This is a genomic window from Bacteriovorax sp. Seq25_V (genome assembly GCF_000447795.1).
Taxonomy (GTDB): domain Bacteria; phylum Bdellovibrionota; class Bacteriovoracia; order Bacteriovoracales; family Bacteriovoracaceae; genus Halobacteriovorax_A.
In genome coordinates this window covers 392,526-413,994 of sequence record NZ_AUNI01000009.1, presented here as the reverse complement: position 1 = coordinate 413,994, position 21,469 = coordinate 392,526, and the positions used below count along the sequence as shown (strand labels likewise).

The window sequence follows — 21,469 nt, the reverse complement described above, 5'->3', positions numbered from 1 at the left end:
TCCATTTTAAGCTTGATAATCAGTTTTTAAGTATTTTCTCAACTTGATTCCCCATTGCTCTCTCACGTCATGGAATGATTCATACAATGTTTTATTATTGTAAGCTTCATCCTCTGCTCTTGCATAAGCCATAAGTATTAAATTTAATGCTCTTTTAACTGATTCATCATAGTTCTCTAGTTTAGAATAAAGATCACGATAAAAAATTGAACCCGTATTTATGGTAAGCCAAGTGTTTCCCATTTTACTATTAACTTCTATAAAGGTAGAATTGTCCCCAAGATCTTTATACTGAATTTTTACAGGGACAGACAAAGCCTCTTTTAGCTCTTCTTCACTTGGGTCAGGTATCCCATTATCTACTAAATTTTCTTTTGCTAATTTTAATAAGTCCTCAGTGGAAGTTTCTTTTTTGAAGTGACTTGAAGCCGTTGTTGTATTATTATCTTTTTCTACATTTGCAACAATTTGCTCTTCAGTAGTCTTTTTGACAGCTGCCCTTGTTCCTTTCTTTCTCGCTTTCAAAGCTTTAAAAATGTTTGAAATTTCCTTATTAATTAAGTCATTCAAAGTAAACCATACGGGTTTAATCTCTTCGTCAATATAATCATCACCATCAAGTTCAAATAATTCTACTTGCTGTTTATTATTTGCAACACCAAAAACTTCATCTAGCTCCGGCTCAAAACTCACCTCACACCCCCACCAGCGATGTTGTGGTTCATTTACATCAGAAAAGAAATCAAATTTTCCGAAATCAATTTCTCTCCCTGCTCTTACAATTGAAACACCAACATTTTTTTTGATAAATTTACCAATTTGACTCTCTCCGCCTGCTTGGTGAAAGTCAGACTTCGCCCAACTAAACTTTACTGTCACTGTGCCATTTTTTTTATTGCCCCCTTTGTCTAGATAAGGAATTTTCAAATTTACTTCTCCGCAAACATCACCGTTTTCCCAATACTCAAAAATTGGTTCACCATCACCTCTTATTTGCTTGGGATCGTTTAAATCACCTAAGATCATATTATCATTCATTATACACAGAGGATCATTAGGCTTTAATAACTCATCATATTCTGATGATTCACAGACTGTTAGGCCAATATTGTGCTTACCCTCATGAACAAAATATCTAAATTTCCTTCCCAGTAAAAACTTAAACCTATCGAATAATGGAGCAACAGTTCTAGGCCTTAACCTATCACAGTTTTTCCAGATAACGAGGGTACCAGACTCAGAGAAGTCCATTTTTTTCCCTTTAAAATTAAAGTTGGTCATATATTTTCTATACTTTGCTGGAATCTCAGCTAAATCTTCATAGCCAACATTCTCTTGTTTTCCCGATTTAATAGCTTCAATATCTAAATATACAAGTCGTATGTCTCCACATTTTTGCCATGAATATACTTCTACTCGAGGAGAAACATGAAGCGAGGCTTGTGGTAATCCAACCCCAAATCGTCCCATTCCTTTTCGACTTCTTCTAGTACTTTCTCCGATAACAAGGCATTTCTCTAACGTCTCTATATCCATTCCTATGCCATTGTCTAGAATAGCAATTTCCTCTACCCCTCTTCTACCACTCGAAGAATCTAAGGAGCAAACAATGAGAACATCTGATGCGTCAGCCTCTAGACTATTATCAACAATTTCAGCGATAGCACTCTCCACATTTCGATAACCGGTGTTTCTTAAAGCATCAGTATAGTTCTTAATATTTATTATATTCGACATAAATCCTTCCTTTAAATTTTCCAATATGAATCAAAATAATTAAATGCCCATTTTTCATCACCAAAGTTTATATTATCTATAACATCAATTAGCTTACATACAGGTTTTCCTCCCATCAGTTTTCCTCTAATTCCCCGGCCAATCATTTGACTGTATAAAATAACTGAAGAGACAGGACGAGCAATGAAAACACAGTCAATATTAGGGCTATCAAAGCCAGTAGTAAGTACTCCTACATTAATCAAAATTTTCATATCTGATTCGTTGTCTTTAAATGCAGAAATAACATCTTCTCTTTCTACAGAGTTTGTTTCACCAAGAACTAAACCAGCCTTGACCTTGTTTAAATATAAAGCAGCAGTAATCATTTTTGCATGATTGACATTACAAGCAAAAAATATAGTTTTAACTCCATTTTTTTCCAAATCTAAAAGCTTATCAATTATCAACTTATTTCTTTTTTTGTTATTCGCAATTTTATTCATTACCTCTGAAGAAATCTCTTTTTCACCATCTGATGCTAATGATTTTTTCAAAGAATTTATCTCGCTGGGTGATAAGTTTAAATCATCCATACTTAGATGTATGGGATCTCGATAAAAAGTAGAAAGAATATTTCTCCTTTGGAGTAACTCAATAGCATTTGTAGCATGTTCAAAGCCAGGATCATAATTATTCATTAAATCAATATTGATACCTATTTTTATATTCTCGAATAAATGTCTTAATTTAACGTCTTCAATATCATAACCTCCTGCTCTTCCAGGGGTAGCAGTTAAACCTAAGAGATTGGGAAACTTATTAAATACATTTTTACTATTTAGTAGGGTTGATAATAGATCATAAGTTTTAGAAGCTGGGGCTTTGTGACATTCATCTACAATAACAAGATTTAATCCCTCACTAATTTTACTAATCTCCGTTCCACTTCTCTTGGCAATTGCTTGTAGTTTTTGAATACCACCAAAAATAATTGCATTTTCAGGTAGTTCTTCCGGCAAGTCGAACTTTCCCCAAAGATTGATAATTTCTACATCGAACTGGCCAAGAAATCTCCAAACATCTTTAAAGGTCTCAGTAGCTTGCCTTAATAGCTCTTCAGAGTGAGCAACCCACAATACGAATCCAGTCGAATTGTAATCATAACGCCATAACTCTTGAACTATGTGCATAGCAGTTTTCGTCTTTCCCGCCCCTGTTGGCATATGAATAAGAGCACGACTACCAGAAATTTGTCTATAATGCCTAATCAATCTACGTCTTATGTCATACTGATAATCTAGCTGCTCATAGAGAAAACTATTTTTATCTTTATAAATTTTTTCTTGCCCACTCTCTACTGAAGATTTTAACTTTGGCATGTAATCATCACTTAAACCAAGAGCCTCCAATATTTTTTTAGTCTTGATGTTAACTGAAAATGGAATACTAGCAATCAGCAAAGCCATTTTCGCGGGGTCTGCCTCGGACAACTTAATACTATTTCCTAAATCTAATATTTCGTTACTCTTCAAATTGTTAATTAATAAAATAAAGCGTACTTCTTTTAATTCTAAAATCGATTTTCCAAATCCTCCTATAGTAACTCCAACTAACTTACGTGGCGTCAAGTCATCGTTAATATATTCTGCAAGATTTATAATCTCTTCACCTAGCGCTTTTTGAAGATGCTCAAAAGGGCATTTTAAAAGTAAATCTTCTAATTTTTTATACATCTATCCCTCGATATCATCCCAAATCTCTCTGATTTTTTCTCTTATCCATCTTTCGTTATTATGTATCTTGCTATCTGCCAAAATCACGCCCATCAATTGTTGGTACATGATTCTACGAACACCAACATATTCATTTTCCTTTAAATATTCTAAACAACGCACTATTAGATTTTTAATCTCATCATTAAAGTAGCTTTGTTCCTCAAATATCTTTAGAATATCATTTGACTCAACAGCATTTTCCGCAATATTTATTGCAGCAAGTATTAATCTTGCATTTTCATTATTCCATACTTTTAAATTTGCCCTTAACTTAGATATCTCTGATTTATCAATAACCCCATCTGACTTCATCGTTATAAGAAAAAGGTACCCCAAAGCAACAAGAGAATTCTGAGGCAATATGTTTTCTCCTGGCTGAATTTTTAAAACAGAGTCAAGCTCTTTATCTAGTACCGATTTCCAATTGTTCTTCAGGATGTTCAAAAGTTCTTTTTCATGTTCTCCAATTTCTCCATCAGAATATATAACGTCACATAAATCTGAGAACAAAACAGTTAAAACAACTTCATCCATCCCAATCAAAAGATCCTGTGAAAAAGCATTCACTTCCTTATAGGTTGCTTCTAAACTTCTTTCAAAAGGCTCTTCTCCAAAGAATCCGATTTCGTAAGCATCTTCTCCTAGATTCCAACGTTTTAATATCTCTTTGAACCGCATTATAGATTTAGCTGTTCTTTTATTTTCCAAATAGAAAAAAACGCGTAACAGAGACCAAACACGTAAATATATGTCGATTTTCTCCATGTTATTTCTTCCTTAATATTTTAGTATGATTGGGTTGAATAACTTCATAATTTTCACTGTCAAAAGATTCTATCCAGTTAATTAGGTTGTTTATCAAAACGTTAACATCAATTCTCGATGGTCTAGGATCATCCTCACATTTTTTTTCAAGAAGCCTTCGAATCATACCAAAATTTATAGATTCATTAAAAGAATCAAATATCATTTTTAGGAATGGATGTTCAAAAAGCCTAAATTCTAGCTTCTTCTTGAATTCATTCAAACTAGAAGCGTTTAAATTCTGAAGATCAAACATATAGATGTCGTGTAAAATATAGCTTTCGTCTTCATGTATTTCACCGTTCTTTATATAGAAAAAAATAGAATCTACATTACTAGTGTGTGGTAACTCAGATGCTAAGATTTTGAGAGGCTCATCCTTCTTTAAAATGAGCTCAACTTCTTGAATCTTAGTATTCGGAATTTCTAAGTCATTAATGATCTGATATATTCTTTTTAGATCATCCAAAGATAGAAGCCTGGACTTGTGTATAATATGATTACAATAATAGAGGAAGTGAAGTGGAAGCTCATTTGTATATATAAGTAATTCCAAGTTTGGTGTTTCGTTTGTCCCTAGACCTGAATTAGTACAATTTGCTGAACCAATATGAGCAGATTCCATATCATAGATATATGCTTTCATATGTAAATCATTGTTCACATAGACTTTGATATTATTATTAATACAGTATTCTAACACTTCAAGATCGATCGAACCATTTACTATATTCTGCACAGAGAGATTTATGACTATAGATCTTTTAAGACGTGAGCTTTGAAAACCTAATAATTCTTTAAGTACCGATATTTTTACATATGGGCTAAAAATAGTCACATCTGTCTTACTCTTTTTTACTTTTTGTAAAATATCACTAAAAAGATTAGCGGCTAAAAATATCACATAATTTCCTTATTTATACTATAATCGGCTTATTCCATTTTAATCTGTAATCAATATACCTTTACAGATCACTGAGTATTGATAAACCTCAGCTTTCAAAAAACATTAAAGTTATACCAGATCAAATTCAATCATTTCAGAGTTATCTATTTAAAGAAAACTCAAGAAACCGACAATAAGCATTCGCTAACTTCATCTGCGCTGGACTCTTGCATGAAGGCTCAAAAATTTCTTTATTCGCAACCATAATAAAAGAACACTGGGCCCTACTTGATGCTACATTCAATCGACTTTGCGAATAAAGAAAATCCATTCCACGTGGAGCATCTTCAGGACTTGATGTTGTCACAGAGTAAATAACAATAGGAGCCTCTCGACCTTGAAACTTATCAACTGTTCCTATCTCAACTCCATCAGGAAGTTTATCTTTTAATCGTTGCACTTGTGCATTATAAGGAGCCACGACCATAATATGCTCAAGACCAAGAACTTTAGTCTCAAGCTTTTGAGTTTTATTATTGAAGATAGAAAATTCATGCTCTTTTTTTACTAAGTCATTAATTAACTGATCAATACGTTCAACTTCTTCGAGTGAATAATTTGAGTTTCCAGTATGAACTGTTTCTAGATACATTAATGGCTTTAAATTCATCGGTCCTGTAACATTCTGGCCTTCATTCCCTTCTGTTGAATAAAGTCTATTCTCGTAAAATAACTCACTATTAAATTTGCAAATCCCTGGGTGAAGACGAAAGGTTTTTGCAAGAAACAGTCCTTTATCCTCTGGTATAGTTGCACTCTCCCCTTGAATATATTCTAAGGCCGAAAGATCTGCCCCATCAGGATGGGCCGCTTGAATTGGCTGTTCGAGCTGCTGGCAATCTCCAAGTATTATCAAATTCTTTGCAGATCTAGAGATACTAAGCAGGTTTGCCAAACTCAACTGTCCACCTTCATCGATAAATAGATAGTCTAATGTTTGTTCCATACCATCTCTAGCGAATAACCAACTTGTTCCACCAATAAGGACCGGTTCTTCTCCATTTGCCAGTGCTTCACAATCTGGGTTTTTCTTTGTCACTCGATAATCATATTCCACAGTTTGATCACTTACCTTGTGAATGATCTGAAATTCATCGCCAACTAGCTTCTTTGTCGACGTTAAGAGTCCGTTAATAACCTTATGGCTAATCGCACTTACTCCGACCTTCTTTCCTTGTTTCAATAAATGTTGAATGAGATGACTTCCTGTATATGATTTTCCAGCTCCGGGTGGTCCTTGAATTGGCAGGTACGAACTGTCCAAAGAGCTAACAATATTATAGGCATGGTCAAGCACTGAACTATTTTCAGGTACTTGGATTTGCACACTACAATCCGGATTCTTTTTCAAAAGAATATCTTTAATAGCCTTATATTTTTTATCCGTCATTCCATTTTCAATTATTTCTTCGCATACTTTAATACTACTTTCTTCTAATTCATTTGCTCGGACAATGGAGAACCGAAATATCGATGTTGGATGAAGATCATTTGTAGCAGCAGTCTTTTTTACTCTTACCGTTCTTTCATAAGGATTATATTCTACAAGCGTTCCGACTTTCACACCTCCGCACTCAAAGATTTCATCCCCCGATCTAAAATCTGCTTCTTGATAAGGATAAGTATATACATCAGTATATGTTCTCGCCCTCCCTGTTGGGGCGACACGTTCCTTTAATTGAAGACCTGCAAGGCCTGACTTATCTTCAAGTAGTTCTGCTTCGTTCATCACACGAAGTCTAAACAGCTCCCATAATGCAACTTTTTCTTCTCTTCTGTAGAATGAGACAAGATCACCTAATAAAACTTTTACTTCTTCCTCTCTACTTAAATCGCTATCAAAATCAATGCCTGCGATTAGAGCATTTTTAATATCAATTAACCTTTGATCTCTCTCTCTTATCTCCTCACTTACATTTAGCTCTGGAGCTTCAGGTCTTAAGATTTCATTACCCGCATCTATTGCTTCGGACCGCTTTTTTTCTAGCCAATTCCTTAATACAAGAGTTGAATCTGTATCATCCTGATTGTACAATTGAACAGCATTTATCATCGCCTCATTGATATCATCATAGCGACTCAGCTCTAAATTATGTTCTAATGCTCTTTTATGAATGATCATATCATTAAGAGCGATCTTTCTTTCATATCCAGTAAAAGCTTCTAAGTCCTTTATAGAGTACTTCTCAACACTTGCTCTAATACCTTGCCTAACAACTCCATAAAGATCTACAAACTTATCTGCCCTCAATAAGTTGTCTACTTCTTCCTCATATATACTATATCTTTGAGCTAATCTCTTAATAGCTCCCGGTTCATAGGCTGCATAATGATAGATATGAAAATCAGGAAATTCTCTATTTCGTTGTAAAATGAATTCCATGAGTTCAGTGAAAGCTTGTTTTTCGAGAGAAGGTTTTATCGCCCAAAAGCCTTGATACTTCTGACTTCCATTATCAAAATATGTTAATCCCAGCAGATACTCGATACCATGACGTCCAACAAATGTGTCACCTTCGATATCAAAGAATAAATCTCCTGCGCTTGGCTCTGGTAAGCGACTTAGACCTCTTCCGTCCTCAAATGGCATAAACTCTGAAACTAATTCGCCACTTTCTCTTGCTTGAACTTGAACTCTCGCTTGTTCTTTTGAAAGCTCTAAAGATCTTAAATTAGTACCAGAAGGAAGCTTCTTGAAATCATCTATATTCGCTGAGGCAAAGGCCTTCATCGTATTAATGCCAATACTTTCTAGATCTTTTCTCTGTGATTTAGTAATATTCGCAACAATGGACAAGTGATCATCATCACGCCTTCTTTTAGAACAACTCTCCCACCATCTACACACATCACAATGACCTACTGGTTCAGGGTAAGCTTGAATGTTTCCCAAGGACTCCAGAAGCTTACTTTTAACTAATCTATAGTAGGCTTGATAATCATCAACACGATAACACTCTTCATTAAACGTATCATCATCCTCAGGTGTGATAACAAACATCACCTCAGGCAAAATACCTTGTATCTCTTCCAACATTTCTGAATATAAACACAATTGTAAAATTGACCCGGCCTTTGTTTCTCTAGAGAGCTTTGTATCTAATGCAATATAGCTGTAATCACCAAGTTTAGACTTCATGAGGACTTTTTTAAGTACATCACTACGTCCATACCATCCATCAAGCCTCAATACTCCTTGAGTAATAACATCGACACCTTTCTTCATCAGAGAAATAGTTTTTTGATATCCATCTTCCCCGACCCCGACTTCCGCACTTTCAAACGATAGGCCTTGCTCAATTAAATAATCCACATAGCTTTTTTCATGCTCAAAGCCACGTTCTTGCATAATTTTCAAGTGAGGATTACTAAATTCAGGAGCAATAAGTTCTTTATTAGCTACAAGAGTGTCTAATTCAGTCAGTCTTTTACAGTTTAAAAAACCGTTAATATCTCCAGCGGAGAGAATAAATTTGTCGTCTTTTTTTTGCATGATAACCATTCGGGTTTATGAGTCAAATTAATTAATCAAGAAATATTAATCATTAAGAGTCGAGTTTTATAAATAAACTTAAAGTTAATAAATGATTCTATTATATTTCGGCTATATATCTAAAAATATCATTACAATGATATCGTATATTTTTATAATTTCATTATTTATAAAGCTGTATTAGAACTTGATAGCAACATACGATTGCAACAGAATAACAGCAATGATTAGCAAAGAGAGAGACAGAGTCCTAGCAAATAGGTTAATAGAGAAAAGATTTATGTTGTCTTTACTTCAAACGACTCCAGGATTAAGAAAAATTAATCAAAACGTAAAACATCTAAAAAAAGAGACATCAAAAAAGTTTCTTAAGTGCTGCGACGAAGCTGACATTCATTACCTGTCGGTACACAGATAAGAAAATTTTGCTTATATTTTGGTCAGAAGAGACTAAAAATTGAACATTTTTTGAAGTATCAATCTATAAATAACAGATTTTCGTTCAATTAACTTGGCATCTATATTGCTTTATTTAATATATCGTCAGGGGGTAATGATGGAGTTTTTAGTATGTTTTTCAATAGTCTTTTTTTATTATTTATTTATTGGGGGAAAATCGAAACAACCAATTTCAAATAAATCATCAATTCCCCAGGAAGTAGCTAGCTCGAAAACAAAGAATACTACTATCTCAAATCCGATAAAACAAAACGATGATGATTATTTTTATGATAATTATTCCAGAAATAGCCAAAACTATTTTCAAAGCTCTATAAGTGCAAAAAATAATTCGGCAAAATTCAAAAAGATGATTCAAGATGCGATAGATAAAGATCAATCGATTGAAATAGAGTATACAAATGCTCAAGGGAAAGATTCACAAAGAGAAATCAAACCACACAGCATATTCAAGATGGCCAATAAGCTTTGCTTCAGAGGTTTCTGTTCAGTCAGAAACGAAGATAGAACTTTTGCATTGAGAAGAATTAAAAGCCTTATAATCATGGATAATCAAAGTATTTCCGCGTCGTCTCCAGCTGAAGTAACAATTAAATCCGACGATGTTACAGACAAGTATGAAATATTAATCTCGAAATGTTCCAAAACCAAAATCAAAACATTAGACAAAACGGCTAAAGGTGGTTGCCTTTGGTTTCTTGTTGATAAAAAATCAAAAAAGATTTTCAACAATATATGCGATGAACTTGGACTTAAACCAACATATACTAAAAAAGGATCAAAGACGACAAATTACCAACCTTCCTATTATCTAAAGAAGTCAGCTTGAAATCACAAGAAATACAGGATGGTTCAGTATGGGCCATCTATTCAAATCAGCTCTAATTATATTCATTATAATATCATCATAGTCTAATCGCGCTTGAATAAACTTTTCTTAACCGAGATTTTCTCATATTGATAATTTTGAACCCCCATCTCTTGATCGCCCTAATGGAGATAGAATAGAAACCGATAAGATTTTCATGACAACAGAAAGATCCGATATAAAAGTACCAGTGTGGAGAAAGAAGGTTGACGCTTCAATATTTGAGCATAGAACAACAACTATTCCTAATGCCTATGTCAACATATGGGTTTTAAAAAGTAGATTCAAAGATCCAGGAAAAACTAAGACCTCGATTGTTAATATTAAGTTTAAAAATATTAAAACTGAGTTCAAGGGCTACATTAGAAAATCTTCAAAAATGAGAAATAATCCTGCATGGCTGATTTGCTTTGATGATGAAGTATTAAAAATACTCCAAAATCTTTTCCCAATGACTTATTTTCGATATTTAGAAGCACTTTTAAGAAAAAACAAAAATAAGCTCAAATCAATTCCATCAAACGAGATTGAAGAAGAAATTCCCTTTTGGGAATTTCTAGATATTGAATACTTCAATGAATCAAACACTATATTTTTCACTCCACAGTTTACTCAAAAACCAATTTTCCCAGAGCTATTTAAAATACTCTCGAAGTCACCATCTATCTCATCAATTGAGGATGAACTTAAAGGACATGAAAAAATTTCGAAAAGTGAATGGTTTACTAAAGACGACTTTGAAGGTTTAGAACATCAGCGAAACGTTATATATTATCTCGTCGATGAAAAAAACAAAGAGCTCTATATTGGCGAAGCCAAGGAACTTAAAACACGCTTCAAATCTAAAAGAACAGAAATTCCGAACTGGAACAAAATTAGGTTTGATGTACTCCCGAAAGATTTAATAAAATACAGAGTTCAAATTGAAGAAATGATAATCAAGTCTTTTTCTTATTTTTTCAACAACAAGAAGCATAAAGAGAACTTTAGAATAAAAACATTAAATAATAAAAAAATTAAATAGATGTCAGTATGAGACAAAAAATATTGTTAAACATTTCCATTATTCTTCTACTTTCAACTTTATCTTTAAAATGTTGCGCTGAAGACAAAGCTCCATACAAATTTATTCTTACTAAGAACACTACAATGGCTGAACCATCATTTATGTACCTAAACAAAAAGACAAAAATATGGGAAACATCCTTATTTGAGTGTACCTTCGACCCTTGGGCTGCGGGTTCAATTGCTTCTATTGATTGTTGGGGACCAGATAGTATTCGCTTTCAATCAACTTTGGATTGCTCTATACATACTAAAAGTAAACCTCTTACATTTTTTGTAGGGAAGGTAGGGGTCCTATATCAGCATCAAAACTTTAAAATTTGGTGTGAAAAATAATAAAACTGTAACCACTTTGCACAATGTCAATCATAAAAAATTAGTTATTCATAAATAAAACTATGAATTTAGCCTTTAACCGACGTCATGGAAAAATTGAATTAATCTACAGAGGAGGTTTTTCAAACTTTCCTTACTCAGTCTATTTCATCGTCTAAGTTTATCAAAGCATGACATGGGCAAGCTGGCCCATGAGAAAAGTAGTAAGTTAAAAAAGGAGACAACCCTAGATATATTCCAACCAAGGTGAAGAAGAAAAATTTCAACAAGCAAACTCCTTTGACTCTGACTTGTGTTCTTTGTAGTAATAAAACTGCATAAACCCAATTAAGACTGGTGGTAAGTGACACAAAGGAATATCCATATATAAGTGCTCTATGGCAACGAGACCTCGGAAAGTATCAAAGAGATGTACTATGGCATGCGAAGTAAACCAAACCTGAAGTATAAAAAGTGTATTTCTTCTCCATGAACTATCGTAAATGGACTTAAATGAAATTATACTTAGAAGTAAAAATATACATCCTAAGTCACGAACTAAATGTTCATTTAAGGGACCAAAATCTGGGATTCGACCAGGAAAGTTCTCATACCAATGAACAGGACTTATTAACATCCATAACCCACTACAGAGATTTCCTAAAAATATAGAAAAGAAAAAAATCTTCCACTTCTTGTCCTGACTCATATTTTCCTTTTTACAAAACTTATTGCTAATCCTAAATTAAGGATATATTATATCCTTAATAAATTCAAGGAGAAAATATGTCTTTCAAAATTTTTGTTATTGTTTGTAGATTTTTTCTAGCTACGACATACTTATGGGTAATTGCAGACAGATTAAGCCTACTTGGTCCTGCTGGAAATATGGGAGTTGTCTGGGGAAATTTTGAGACGTTTTTGAATTATACAGCAAGCATAACCCCATGGTTTCCAAAGCAACTCTCTTACGTTCTGGGCTATGTCGCGACAATTGTCGAGCTTGTATTGGCGATTTTTTTCGTCTTCAATATTAAATTAAAAGAAACTTTCTTAGCAAGTTTTCTACTTCTAGTGACCTTCACTATTAGTATGATTTTCTCATTAGGCTTTAAGCAAGCTTATGACTTTATTATTTTTACAATTTTATTGGCCACGTCAAATTGGTATATCTTTTGGAGAATCAAAAAAGCACAGGGCTAAGACATTTCTTCATTTACCCACTCTTCTGCCTTTTCAAAGATCTCTGCAGGAACTTGCGAATTGATATCGGTGACGATTTCAGAAAGTTTCTTGTCTTCAAGAACTCTCCTCCATGCCTCGTCGGCCTCGAGCATGGCACTTGCGATTGCACACTTAACGCTTCTATCTTTGTCCTTCTTTTTAAGACAAGGATTATTAAAACGAATTTCTTGGCAGTTAAAAGTTCTTTTCTTTCCCTCAATCGATTCAACAATCTCTAAGAGACTAATTTCGGATGGTGCTTTTGATAATTGGTAACCACCTCTCGGCCCTAGAGTTCCTTCAATCAGTCCACTCGAGGCCAATTGCTGTAAAGCTTTAGACAAGTACTCCTTAGGAATCCCATGAAACTTAGCAAGAATTTTTGTCGGTATGAATACCCCTTTCGGGGCCCTCGCCAAAAACTCCATACAATGTATTGCCCATTCTATCTGATTTCTTAATTTCAAAGCTTTTCACCTATTCTAATTTCTAAACTCTATTGAAGTATAACATATTAGAAGAGAACAAATAAAGCTTAGGAAACATAAATGTACTTAGCTAAAAAAGCATAACTTATTATTATCGAGATCTCTCACATATCCGGAGAATCTTGGACCTTTTCGAGATGGCTTCCCTTCACAAGACCCACCGAGCTCTATCGCCTTAGCATATAATCTTTTAACTTCATCTTCTGTCTCAACATCAAACCCAATCATCGTTCCATTTCCATTTGTTGCAGGCCCCTTATCAAATGGAACGGCCACGGCAAAAGCAAAACTTTCAAACTGCCAAAAATTCATTCGATCTGTTTTAAAAATCTTAAAAGGCCCCATCCCTTCAAATAAAGAGTTGTAAAACACTATCGCAGCTTCCATATCATTGGTACCAAGAACGGTATAATTCATTTTCATATTTTGTCCTTTTATTTTTGAGCGATTAAAAATAGCTCACCTTTTTTATAAGACCAAGCATCATAAATTTTAAAGCCTGTTTGTTTATGCAACTCGATCATCTCATTAGCTGTAAACGTGGTAATCTCAGGGGCCTTCCCCACTGAAGCGAGCAAAGGAATAAGGCCACGAATAAAAATATTCATCTCCTTGATGCACCCTGAACTAGAGACCATATGGCCTCCAGGCTTTAAAGCGTCATAAGCTTTTTTAAGAATTTGCTCGTTATTTTTAGTTAAATGTAAAACACTATGGGCCATGATGACATCATAAGTATTAGTATGAAACGGTATATCCTCTACTGCCTTAACCTCAAAAGTGACATTGCTTAACTGCTTCTCATTTTTTTTCTGATTAGCGATATCGATCATTCCAGCGGAGTAATCATAAGCGACAATTTCCTTCACAAAAGGACTATGGATTAAAGCTGTTGTCCCCGTTCCACAACCAAACTCCATTACGATCGAATCCTTATTAAAAAGCTTCTGTGTCCTCGATAGCTTTTCTTCATAGATATCTTGTGAAGGCACCGCCTTCTTTGCATACTTGTGTGATATATTATCCCAAAATTCTGCTGATGTTCTCATGTTCAGCTCCTTGTTATCTCCTACTATACAGTTGCATTAATTAAAAACAAATGCCAAAATAAGCACATAACCTATGCATATTTGCAAGTATCACAATGGACTATAGAACTCTTAATTTTGACTGGAACCGCGCCAAAGCCTTTCTCGTAACCGCAGAAAAAGGCAGCTACTCTGCTGCTGCGAAGGCCTTGAATTTAACTCAATCCACACTAGGAAGACAGGTGCAGGCCCTCGAGCATGAACTTGGTGTCGTTTTATTTGAGCGTACAGGCAAGGGAATCCAAATAACTCCAATAGGTCTCGATTTAATAGAGCATGTTAAAACGATGGCGGAGGGTGCATCCAAATTATCTCTAGCGGCAATGGGTCAGTCCGAAGACCTAGAAGGTCTAGTTACCATTACAGCGAGTGAAGCAATCTCTGCGTTCCAACTTCCTCAGTTCGTAAAAAAGATAAGAAACCTGGCCCCGGGTATTAAAATCGAGATTGTTGCTAGAAATGAGTCCGCTGATCTTAGAAAAAGAGAAGCTGATATTGCCGTCAGAAACTATCGCCCAAAGCAACCAGATCTCATCATGAAGAAAGTTTCCGATGCCCAAGGAAATTTCTATGCCACGAAGGAATTTATAAAAAACAATGGACCATTTAAAACCATAAAGGATTTATCAAAAGCAAACTTTGTCAGTGTAGGTGATTTATCTGGTTATATCGAAGGTCTAAAACCCTATGGACTAAATCTCACCAAAGATAACTTCTCCATTATGACAGAAAGTCATTTCGTTCATTGGAATCTAGTCAAGGACGGACTAGGCATTGGCATAATGCCCAACTGTATCGGTGATAAAGATAAATCAGTTGAAAAAGTGCTCAAGTCATTTAAGGGGATAAATTTTTCGACTTGGATTGTTTCGCATAGGGAACTTAAAACCAATCGCCGAATTCGATTTGTTTTTGATCAACTAGTTGAATACTTTTCATAAACTTCCCCTAAACTGCTCCAGACAAATGGGGATAACATTGGGACTTTCCTTCATTATAATAGATGTTTAGCTGCTAAATATTTCAACTGCACAAAAAAATAGGATTTAATGCTAAGTAATTATTGAGTCTTGGAGTTTTCTATCCCCATTTAACTAAAGCAGTTTAAAATCGGTTAGAAGAACTTCTCCAGAAGCGACCATTTTTTGCTTAAAGCTATTCCATCCCTTTTGATTCTGGGCGATGACTCCCCCCTCGACAAGAAGAACGTTGTAACTATTTTTCAAGGCACCAATAATCGAAGACTTTATACAGTACATACCATCTTGCCCAACTATGACAACGTCCTTAGCACCCTGTTCTATTACCCAATTTGCAATTTCTGCATTTTGAAAACAGTCTCCGGTAGTCTTAATCATTGTTGTTTCATTTTGCTTATCGATTCGAGGATCAGTTGCAAAGTCCTTTGACTCTCTTAACCCTGCTCCTCCCATGAATTTTTTCATCATCCATCTGATAAGCCTTCCCTCATATTCATGTTCTACAAACAAAATGGGAATTTGTTTCTCTCGGGCATTTTTTAGTGTGTCATTAACAGTCGCAATCAACTGATCGACATCTTTTTGGTCTTTCTTTTGTTTTAGATAACAAGTCTGAACGTCAATTACAATGAGTGCTTTTTCCATGCAACTACGATATCACATAAAATCAGCTTTTGTGATGCTAAATTAAATTTGAAAACCACTTATCAAGACTGAAAACAAGATCAATTTTAACAAGGCTGCCATCTGTCAAAGACTCGGACTTTCTGACTATTGCCTTTACTGGAATAATGTACGATCCAATTTTTGTGTCATACCAGATAGAGGTGCTCCAAGTCGTTGTGTTTATGGTTGCAGACGTTTTGAGACGCCCCCAACCTTCTTCGGACACATAGTGGACATCTCTAATTTTTTTGGCCAAGGCCTTGGGGATTGTAACAAAATACCACCCACCCTTGCCTTGGTATTTCCAAATTTTGCCTTTAAATGTGTACCTAAATTTTTCAATATGTTGCAAATTTGTTACTTCCTTATTCCCCCAACTCTTTCATAATGAGAAAAAACTATTGATTTGTCATCTATCATTGAAAATATTTTCCCAGCTTCAGGATCTTTCATTACCTGTTCCGCAGCTTTTTTTGCATTCTCAGAGGATGTCCAAACCACAGAGTCGACCCATGTATTGCTATCCTTACTAAAATAATACTCTCTTGATTTGAATCCCTCATATTTTTTTACGCATGTATTTAGTTTTTCAAGGGCCTTTTTTTGATCTTCCATGGAAACATTTTCTTTAAATTTAAATGTCACGATCTCAAAAATGTCACCAGCAATTACAATGTTTGAACCTAGCATAAATAATCCTCCCATTAGTAGTGTTTTATATTTCATACTTTCTCCTTGTTTATGACTATAATACTTAAAATTATGTCACTATATGACATATTAAAAGGTAAGATAGTAATGTATGGGAAAAGGTAGCCTGAGAGACAAATCTCAAAGACATTCACTTATTTTATCTTTGCTTAAAAGTGAGGATTATTGGACAACTGAGTTACTTTGCCAAAAGCTTTCAATAAGTCATCGAACCATAATGCGTGATTTGGCAGAACTCCGTGAAATTGGACATCCTATTGATTCCGATAAAGGGCGCGGAGGTGGAATATCTCTACGAGGAAGATGGGGTTTAACAAAACTTCTCTTAAACAATGAAGAAGTGATAAGTATGCTTGTCTCATTGGCCGTGACGGAAGCAATTGGGACACCTATTTTAGGTGGAAACCTTAAAAGCATTAGAAATAGAATTTCAGATTCATTCCCACTTGATCAGAAAAACTTAATTCGTAAACTTCGAGGTCGTATTTATGTCGGAAAGTTGGCTTCGTCGGAAGTTCTAAATTCTTATATGGCTCCAAAAGATTCGATACTAGGCGACTTAAATATTGCCTTTTTCCATGAAAAAGTTTTAGTCATGAAGTACAAGGATGGACAAGACAAAATCTCAGAAAGAGAAGTTGAACCCCAAATAATTTTACTTAATTGGCCAGTTTGGTATTTTCTTTGTTGGGATAGAACAAAAAATGACAAGAGGTTATTTAGGGTTGACCGTATTCTTAAAATCAAACTAACAAATCAAAATTTTGCATTAAGAAATCCTGGTAATTTAACAAAGGGCCTTGAGGAATATTTTGAGCAACTCTGAAATATATGAATTTTCTCTTTAAATGAGTCTCCTCACTTCATACATGTTTTTTAAAAGTTCGCTAAGAAAAAAAAAAAAAAAAAAAAAAATGGACAAATTCAATATCCTCATAAAAAAGCAATTCCCGAAGATATAGCAATGTCTAGTTTCGTTGGGATTGAAATCTATTATGAAAACTCAGATTACAGAAAAAAGATAAGAAAAATACTAAGTCCCCCAGAATTAAGGAATGGAATTGATCAAGATATAGTACTGCCAACAGTTCCGCTCAATCCCTCCACAAATAAAGACTGGATAAGAAAACTCAAGGAAACACATATAAGAAGTCTTTTATCGCAAAAGTTTGAAAAAGTTCCTAAAGCCTAAACGGCTGAATTACTTGAATCAAAAAAAACTCATTGAAGATAAAATAGAAGCTAATGTTAAATAATTTGAACTAGATTAATTAAATTTAATCATAACTCTAAATCTTGTACTATTACTCTCAATAGAATTTTGGTATGATTACAAAAGATCAAAAGAAAGATTCTATTGAACTCAGAGCTAAAGGTTTTAGTTTTGATAAAATTTCAACGCAATTAACAATATCAAAATCGACCTTAATTTCTATGAGTCAAAATCTTCAAGACGAAATATCGACATATAAGAATATTTACAAGGAACAACACCTTGAAGAACTAAAAATTAACTTCAACTGCAAATTAAATGTACTAGCAATAAAAAAAAAGATTTAAATATAACTAGAAAAAAGACACTTTTCAAACGATAGTACCTCGAAACTAATTGACCTTTATTTAAAATGAGAAGTTAGCATAAATGAAATACAACCAGATGCTATACTATTAAGTAAAAAGTCAATTTTCTCCTCTGATTCTTGGAACGTTTGACTTAATCGCCAAAACGTCCAATTATAAAAAGAGCAAATCCAATAAAAAACATTACTCCACCTAATCGCAAATTAACCGATAATGCTAATGGAATGGCTGAAATACAAAGAATTGCACCAATCACTTTGGATCCCCAAGGACTCTTCTTAACATTCTCAGAAACTTCTATTGACGTAGAAGATGTTATTTTATCTTCTGCCTCATGATTTTTTTGAATATGACTAGATAATGGGTTACCGCAGTTGGGGCAAGCACTTGCTTTATCTGATACTTCTTTTTTACACTCTGGGCAATTTATTAAAGCCATCAAATACTCCCTGATTTTTTAATTTATTTAAAAATATGATTATATAATTATCGAACATTTTCTAATTCTTCTTACTTAAGATTTCTTTACTTTTCTGCGACTACAAAACTTTTTTGACCTACGGCCAAGTACATACCCCAAAAAAGGCTTTAGGCTATATTGAAGTAGTATAGAAAAATTTTACATTTAATTTTCTAATTAAATTTTCTTACCACATTTCGAATAGACATTTTTTAAAGCTTTAGTAGAACCTTTTAGACTATATCTAAAAATTGCTTTATTTTGTCCGTGCCAGTCTAAATCTAACATAACCGAAGAATGATTTTTAATTTTAGATTCAGCATCATAATCAAGATTATTAAAACTCAAAAATTGTTCACCCCATTTCTGATAAAAACTTGTGGTTTCTAAAGAATTATCCCATTTTATTCTTGAGTTAAAAGTGTTGAATCCATCATGAGTTTCTGTATTATTTAAATTCGGAGCATTTGAGAATCCAAAATATACCCATGTTTTGCTATTTTTACATCCTACCGCCATCCATGATTCAACGTCAGAGTAAGGGAAACTCATTCGACTTATCGCTTTTGCTTTCGGAGATGAAGCATAATAACTTTTCTCTCCTGTCATATCATCCTTACTAGTACTCATTTCCCAACTTGGAATAAACTCTTTATCAATTCTCACACTTGAATTAGAAGAATTTTCAGTATCAATTTTTCGTGGTATTTTCTCACTCTCTGCATTTAATGCTCCTATAACTGTCCTAATAAATATGAAACCCATAAATATCCAAAAAATCGTCAAAAATTTATTTGTTTCTTTTTTATTTTTTGAATCATTTATTGATTGTGAAACAGGATGACTGCATTTCGGACAAGAATCTGCTTGCTCAGATATTTGATTTCCACATCCTGTACAATTTATGAGTGACATACTTCTCCTTTTGAAGGAAATAAATTTTAGTTTCCATATTAAGATGAATCATAATCATCGCTTATTCCTTCATTTTCATATTGGGTAGAAATACCATCATTATCACTATCTCTAAGATAAGGAGAAGTGTAGCCTCCACTATACAAACTTCCAGCAGAGTTAGCTGGCCCATAGTCATTACTTTTTGTGGAATTAGGTTTCGAACGAATATGTGGCTGTACATATGTTCCATTTTTTCTGTAATCCCCTTTTATATGCACTTGTGAAAAAGCACTAAGAGTGTAAAAGAATGCAAAAAAGTATAACTAAAATCTTCATATAGATAATCTCCAATTTAAATGTTCTAAACTTCATTAGTATGATTCTATCGACTGAAATAAAATTTACATGAATCAAGATTTATTAATCAATCTTTCTAGTAACTACAATTTAAAAGTGAACTACGGCCATGAACTACAAAAAACTACAACATGAGCGATTTTGGATAATTTATGGTGATTTAAAGAAGTGAACTCAAAGAACTCTCAAGTCTATGTGGTTTAAATTATTGAAATAAAAAAACTCCGTGGTGGTGCTTAATTTGTTATGAATTTAGTGAAGGTGGCTGAAGTTGTTCGTCGTCAAATCGCATCGTGCTCTTTGACGCCTCCAAAACTCGCTACGCTCATTTTAAATTTTCACAACCCATAAAAACAAAAAAGACCACTCAATGGTGGTCTTTTTTATTTTGGTGGACCTCCTGCGACTTATATCGCAACTGGAGCTCTAAAAATCGTCAAGAAATGGGAAGTTATCTGTCTTTTCTAAGCAAGCAATCAGATACAATGCCAAACCAACATCACCCGTAAAGAGAGTATATTCATTTTTACGTTGAGGAAGGCAGTGCATAGCAAACTTTCTTGCTCTGTCTAACCATATTTCATTTCCAGTTCTTTTATACAGCTGTAGAAATGAAAACCCGTTACCATCGGTACCATGGCAGATCCCAATTCCCTTAGTGAGTGGTCCCGCTCTCCATATAAGCTCACCAGCTTTAACTAATAAATCTTCTACAACTGTATCATGCTTAGGAAATAGCTTTAAACTATTAACTATTCCTGGAGCCCCATGGCACCATTGCGACAAGGGCTTTATTTCAGGGTTTTTCGGAAATACTGGAGCCCAATTTACCGCTCCATCTTCTTCAATTGCTAATTTGTCTAGTACCATTTTAATATGTGAGAGAATGTATTCTTTATCGTCGGGCTTTAATAACTCGATATTTTTTAAAATCCCAAACATATTACCAAAATACCCATGCCCTGCCCCAGTATAACGAACTTTCTTCCCATATAAGTCCTGCTGCCAAATTAAGTCTTCTTCTCTTTCTTCTTTCAATTTACTGATTAGAAATTCTGTATTCTCAACAAACAGCTCTTTCCATTCATTCTTTTTAGTTTTGTTACAGAACCAACTCGCAGCAATCATTGTCCCCGGAGCAGCCCACAAGGCTTCTAAAGTTGGATTTTCGATATTACTTTTAACTAATTGAAAAATTTTATCCTCTAAAGTCTCAGATGGGTTTACCAAGTATTCAACTAGTAAAATACCTACTTCTCCTAAATACAGAGATGGTACAACACTTTCAGTATCAGGATTCTCTATATAACTTTTATAAATTTCAGAAATAGCATTTTTAGAATCTAGGGCCAAAGGTTTATCTAAGAACTTTGATATTTCCAATAAACCAAACAGGGCTCCTGCCTTTCCAAAATACATTGTTTTTTTTTCAATACTATCAAAATTTTTCTGAGTGTCTTCAAATATGGATTCAATACAGTCAATAACCTTATTTTCATCCCAATCAATATTGATTAATTCTTCATGTCTTTCTGGATTATAAATCATGTGACCTCAGTTCGGTATTCCCATC

General features: G+C 34.1%; 22 protein-coding genes. 7 read left to right on the top strand and 15 right to left on the bottom strand.

Annotated features, from left to right (window positions below; genetic code table 11):
* Positions 1-6 precede the first annotated feature (6 nt).
* The 5 genes from M900_RS03370 to M900_RS03350 form a co-directional block, all read right to left on the bottom strand.
* Positions 7-1,737: an ATP-binding protein gene (locus M900_RS03370; protein ID WP_021273234.1), complete on the bottom strand. Its 1,731-nt coding sequence runs from the start codon at positions 1,735-1,737 to the stop codon at positions 7-9.
* An 11-nt stretch (positions 1,738-1,748) separates the two neighbouring features.
* Positions 1,749-3,452: a DEAD/DEAH box helicase gene (locus M900_RS03365; protein ID WP_021273331.1), complete on the bottom strand. Its 1,704-nt coding sequence runs from the start codon at positions 3,450-3,452 to the stop codon at positions 1,749-1,751.
* Positions 3,453-4,259, bottom strand: a complete 807-nt coding sequence (locus M900_RS03360; RefSeq protein ID WP_034730904.1) for a TerB family tellurite resistance protein — start codon at positions 4,257-4,259, stop codon at positions 3,453-3,455.
* 1 nt (position 4,260) lies between these two features.
* Complete coding sequence (locus tag M900_RS03355) at positions 4,261-5,202, bottom strand: phospholipase D-like domain-containing protein (protein ID WP_021273235.1); 942 nt, start codon at positions 5,200-5,202, stop codon at positions 4,261-4,263.
* Positions 5,203-5,344: 142 nt separating this feature from the next.
* Positions 5,345-8,737: a TM0106 family RecB-like putative nuclease gene (locus tag M900_RS03350; RefSeq protein ID WP_021273124.1), complete on the bottom strand. Its 3,393-nt coding sequence runs from the start codon at positions 8,735-8,737 to the stop codon at positions 5,345-5,347.
* 556 nt (positions 8,738-9,293) lie between these two features.
* On the opposite strand from M900_RS03350, the gene M900_RS03345 reads away from it, so the two are divergent.
* From M900_RS03345 to M900_RS03325, 3 genes are all read left to right on the top strand, one after another.
* Positions 9,294-10,025 carry a WYL domain-containing protein gene (locus tag M900_RS03345; RefSeq protein WP_021273196.1) on the top strand — a complete coding sequence of 244 codons (732 nt, stop codon included), beginning with the start codon at positions 9,294-9,296 and terminating at the stop codon, positions 10,023-10,025.
* Positions 10,026-10,221: 196 nt separating this feature from the next.
* Positions 10,222-11,088: a GIY-YIG nuclease family protein gene (locus M900_RS03340; protein WP_021273488.1), complete on the top strand. Its 867-nt coding sequence runs from the start codon at positions 10,222-10,224 to the stop codon at positions 11,086-11,088.
* Positions 11,089-12,230: 1,142 nt separating this feature from the next.
* Entirely contained in the window at positions 12,231-12,647 is a 417-nt protein-coding gene (locus tag M900_RS03325) for a MauE/DoxX family redox-associated membrane protein (protein WP_021273574.1), read from the top strand.
* Here the strand turns inward: M900_RS03325 and M900_RS03320 are convergent.
* The 3 genes from M900_RS03320 to M900_RS03310 all read right to left on the bottom strand — a co-directional run bounded on the left by M900_RS03320 (position 12,644) and on the right by M900_RS03310 (position 14,205).
* Positions 12,644-13,135: an Rrf2 family transcriptional regulator gene (locus M900_RS03320; protein ID WP_034730902.1), complete on the bottom strand. Its 492-nt coding sequence runs from the start codon at positions 13,133-13,135 to the stop codon at positions 12,644-12,646. The two genes, M900_RS03325 and M900_RS03320, sit on opposite strands and share 4 nt — an antisense overlap.
* An 87-nt stretch (positions 13,136-13,222) precedes the next feature.
* Positions 13,223-13,579, bottom strand: a complete 357-nt coding sequence (locus M900_RS03315; protein ID WP_021273569.1) for a VOC family protein — start codon at positions 13,577-13,579, stop codon at positions 13,223-13,225.
* An 11-nt stretch (positions 13,580-13,590) separates the two neighbouring features.
* Positions 13,591-14,205, bottom strand: coding sequence for a class I SAM-dependent methyltransferase (locus tag M900_RS03310; RefSeq protein ID WP_021273482.1), 615 nt, complete (start codon positions 14,203-14,205; stop codon positions 13,591-13,593).
* 95 nt (positions 14,206-14,300) lie between these two features.
* On the opposite strand from M900_RS03310, the gene M900_RS03305 reads away from it, so the two are divergent.
* Positions 14,301-15,185 (top strand): LysR family transcriptional regulator, encoded by an 885-nt coding sequence (locus tag M900_RS03305; RefSeq protein WP_021273144.1) that lies wholly within the window; start codon positions 14,301-14,303, stop codon positions 15,183-15,185.
* A gap of 153 nt (positions 15,186-15,338) precedes the next feature.
* On the opposite strand, the gene M900_RS03300 is transcribed toward M900_RS03305, so the two are convergent.
* From M900_RS03300 to M900_RS03290, 3 genes are read right to left on the bottom strand one after another with little or no spacing between them, the layout of a single operon-like run.
* Positions 15,339-15,869, bottom strand: coding sequence for a cysteine hydrolase family protein (locus tag M900_RS03300; RefSeq protein WP_021273055.1), 531 nt, complete (start codon positions 15,867-15,869; stop codon positions 15,339-15,341).
* A gap of 37 nt (positions 15,870-15,906) precedes the next feature.
* Positions 15,907-16,242 carry a DUF1905 domain-containing protein gene (locus tag M900_RS03295; protein ID WP_052600757.1) on the bottom strand — a complete coding sequence of 112 codons (336 nt, stop codon included), beginning with the start codon at positions 16,240-16,242 and terminating at the stop codon, positions 15,907-15,909.
* A 5-nt stretch (positions 16,243-16,247) separates the two neighbouring features.
* On the bottom strand, positions 16,248-16,616 hold the full coding sequence (locus tag M900_RS03290) for a hypothetical protein (protein ID WP_021273330.1): 369 nt from the start codon (positions 16,614-16,616) through the stop codon (positions 16,248-16,250).
* Between the two features lie 76 nt (positions 16,617-16,692).
* Here M900_RS03290 and M900_RS03285 point away from each other — a divergent pair, with 76 nt between their 5' ends.
* The 3 genes from M900_RS03285 (at position 16,693) to M900_RS03275 (ending at position 18,161) form a co-directional block, all read left to right on the top strand.
* Positions 16,693-17,427, top strand: coding sequence for a YafY family protein (locus M900_RS03285; RefSeq protein WP_021273202.1), 735 nt, complete (start codon positions 16,693-16,695; stop codon positions 17,425-17,427).
* A 138-nt stretch (positions 17,428-17,565) separates the two neighbouring features.
* Complete coding sequence (locus M900_RS03280; protein ID WP_034730900.1) at positions 17,566-17,793, top strand: hypothetical protein; 228 nt, start codon at positions 17,566-17,568, stop codon at positions 17,791-17,793.
* Positions 17,794-17,927: 134 nt separating this feature from the next.
* Positions 17,928-18,161: a hypothetical protein gene (locus M900_RS03275; RefSeq protein WP_021273193.1), complete on the top strand. Its 234-nt coding sequence runs from the start codon at positions 17,928-17,930 to the stop codon at positions 18,159-18,161.
* Between the two features lie 154 nt (positions 18,162-18,315).
* Here M900_RS03275 and M900_RS17800 read toward each other — a convergent pair whose 3' ends face one another.
* The 4 genes from M900_RS17800 to M900_RS03260 form a co-directional block, all read right to left on the bottom strand.
* The gene (locus M900_RS17800; RefSeq protein ID WP_021273126.1) at positions 18,316-18,621 is read right to left on the bottom strand and encodes a zinc ribbon domain-containing protein; all 306 of its coding nucleotides are present in this window, start codon (positions 18,619-18,621) and stop codon (positions 18,316-18,318) included.
* 198 nt (positions 18,622-18,819) lie between these two features.
* The gene (locus M900_RS16895) at positions 18,820-19,557 is read right to left on the bottom strand and encodes a hypothetical protein (protein ID WP_021273552.1); all 738 of its coding nucleotides are present in this window, start codon (positions 19,555-19,557) and stop codon (positions 18,820-18,822) included.
* A 38-nt stretch (positions 19,558-19,595) separates the two neighbouring features.
* A complete protein-coding gene (locus tag M900_RS17640) occupies positions 19,596-19,817 on the bottom strand; it encodes a hypothetical protein (protein WP_021273509.1) in 222 nt (73 codons plus the stop codon).
* Between the two features lie 505 nt (positions 19,818-20,322).
* A complete protein-coding gene (locus tag M900_RS03260; protein ID WP_021273506.1) occupies positions 20,323-21,444 on the bottom strand; it encodes a LanC-like protein in 1,122 nt (373 codons plus the stop codon).
* Positions 21,445-21,469 lie beyond the last annotated feature (25 nt).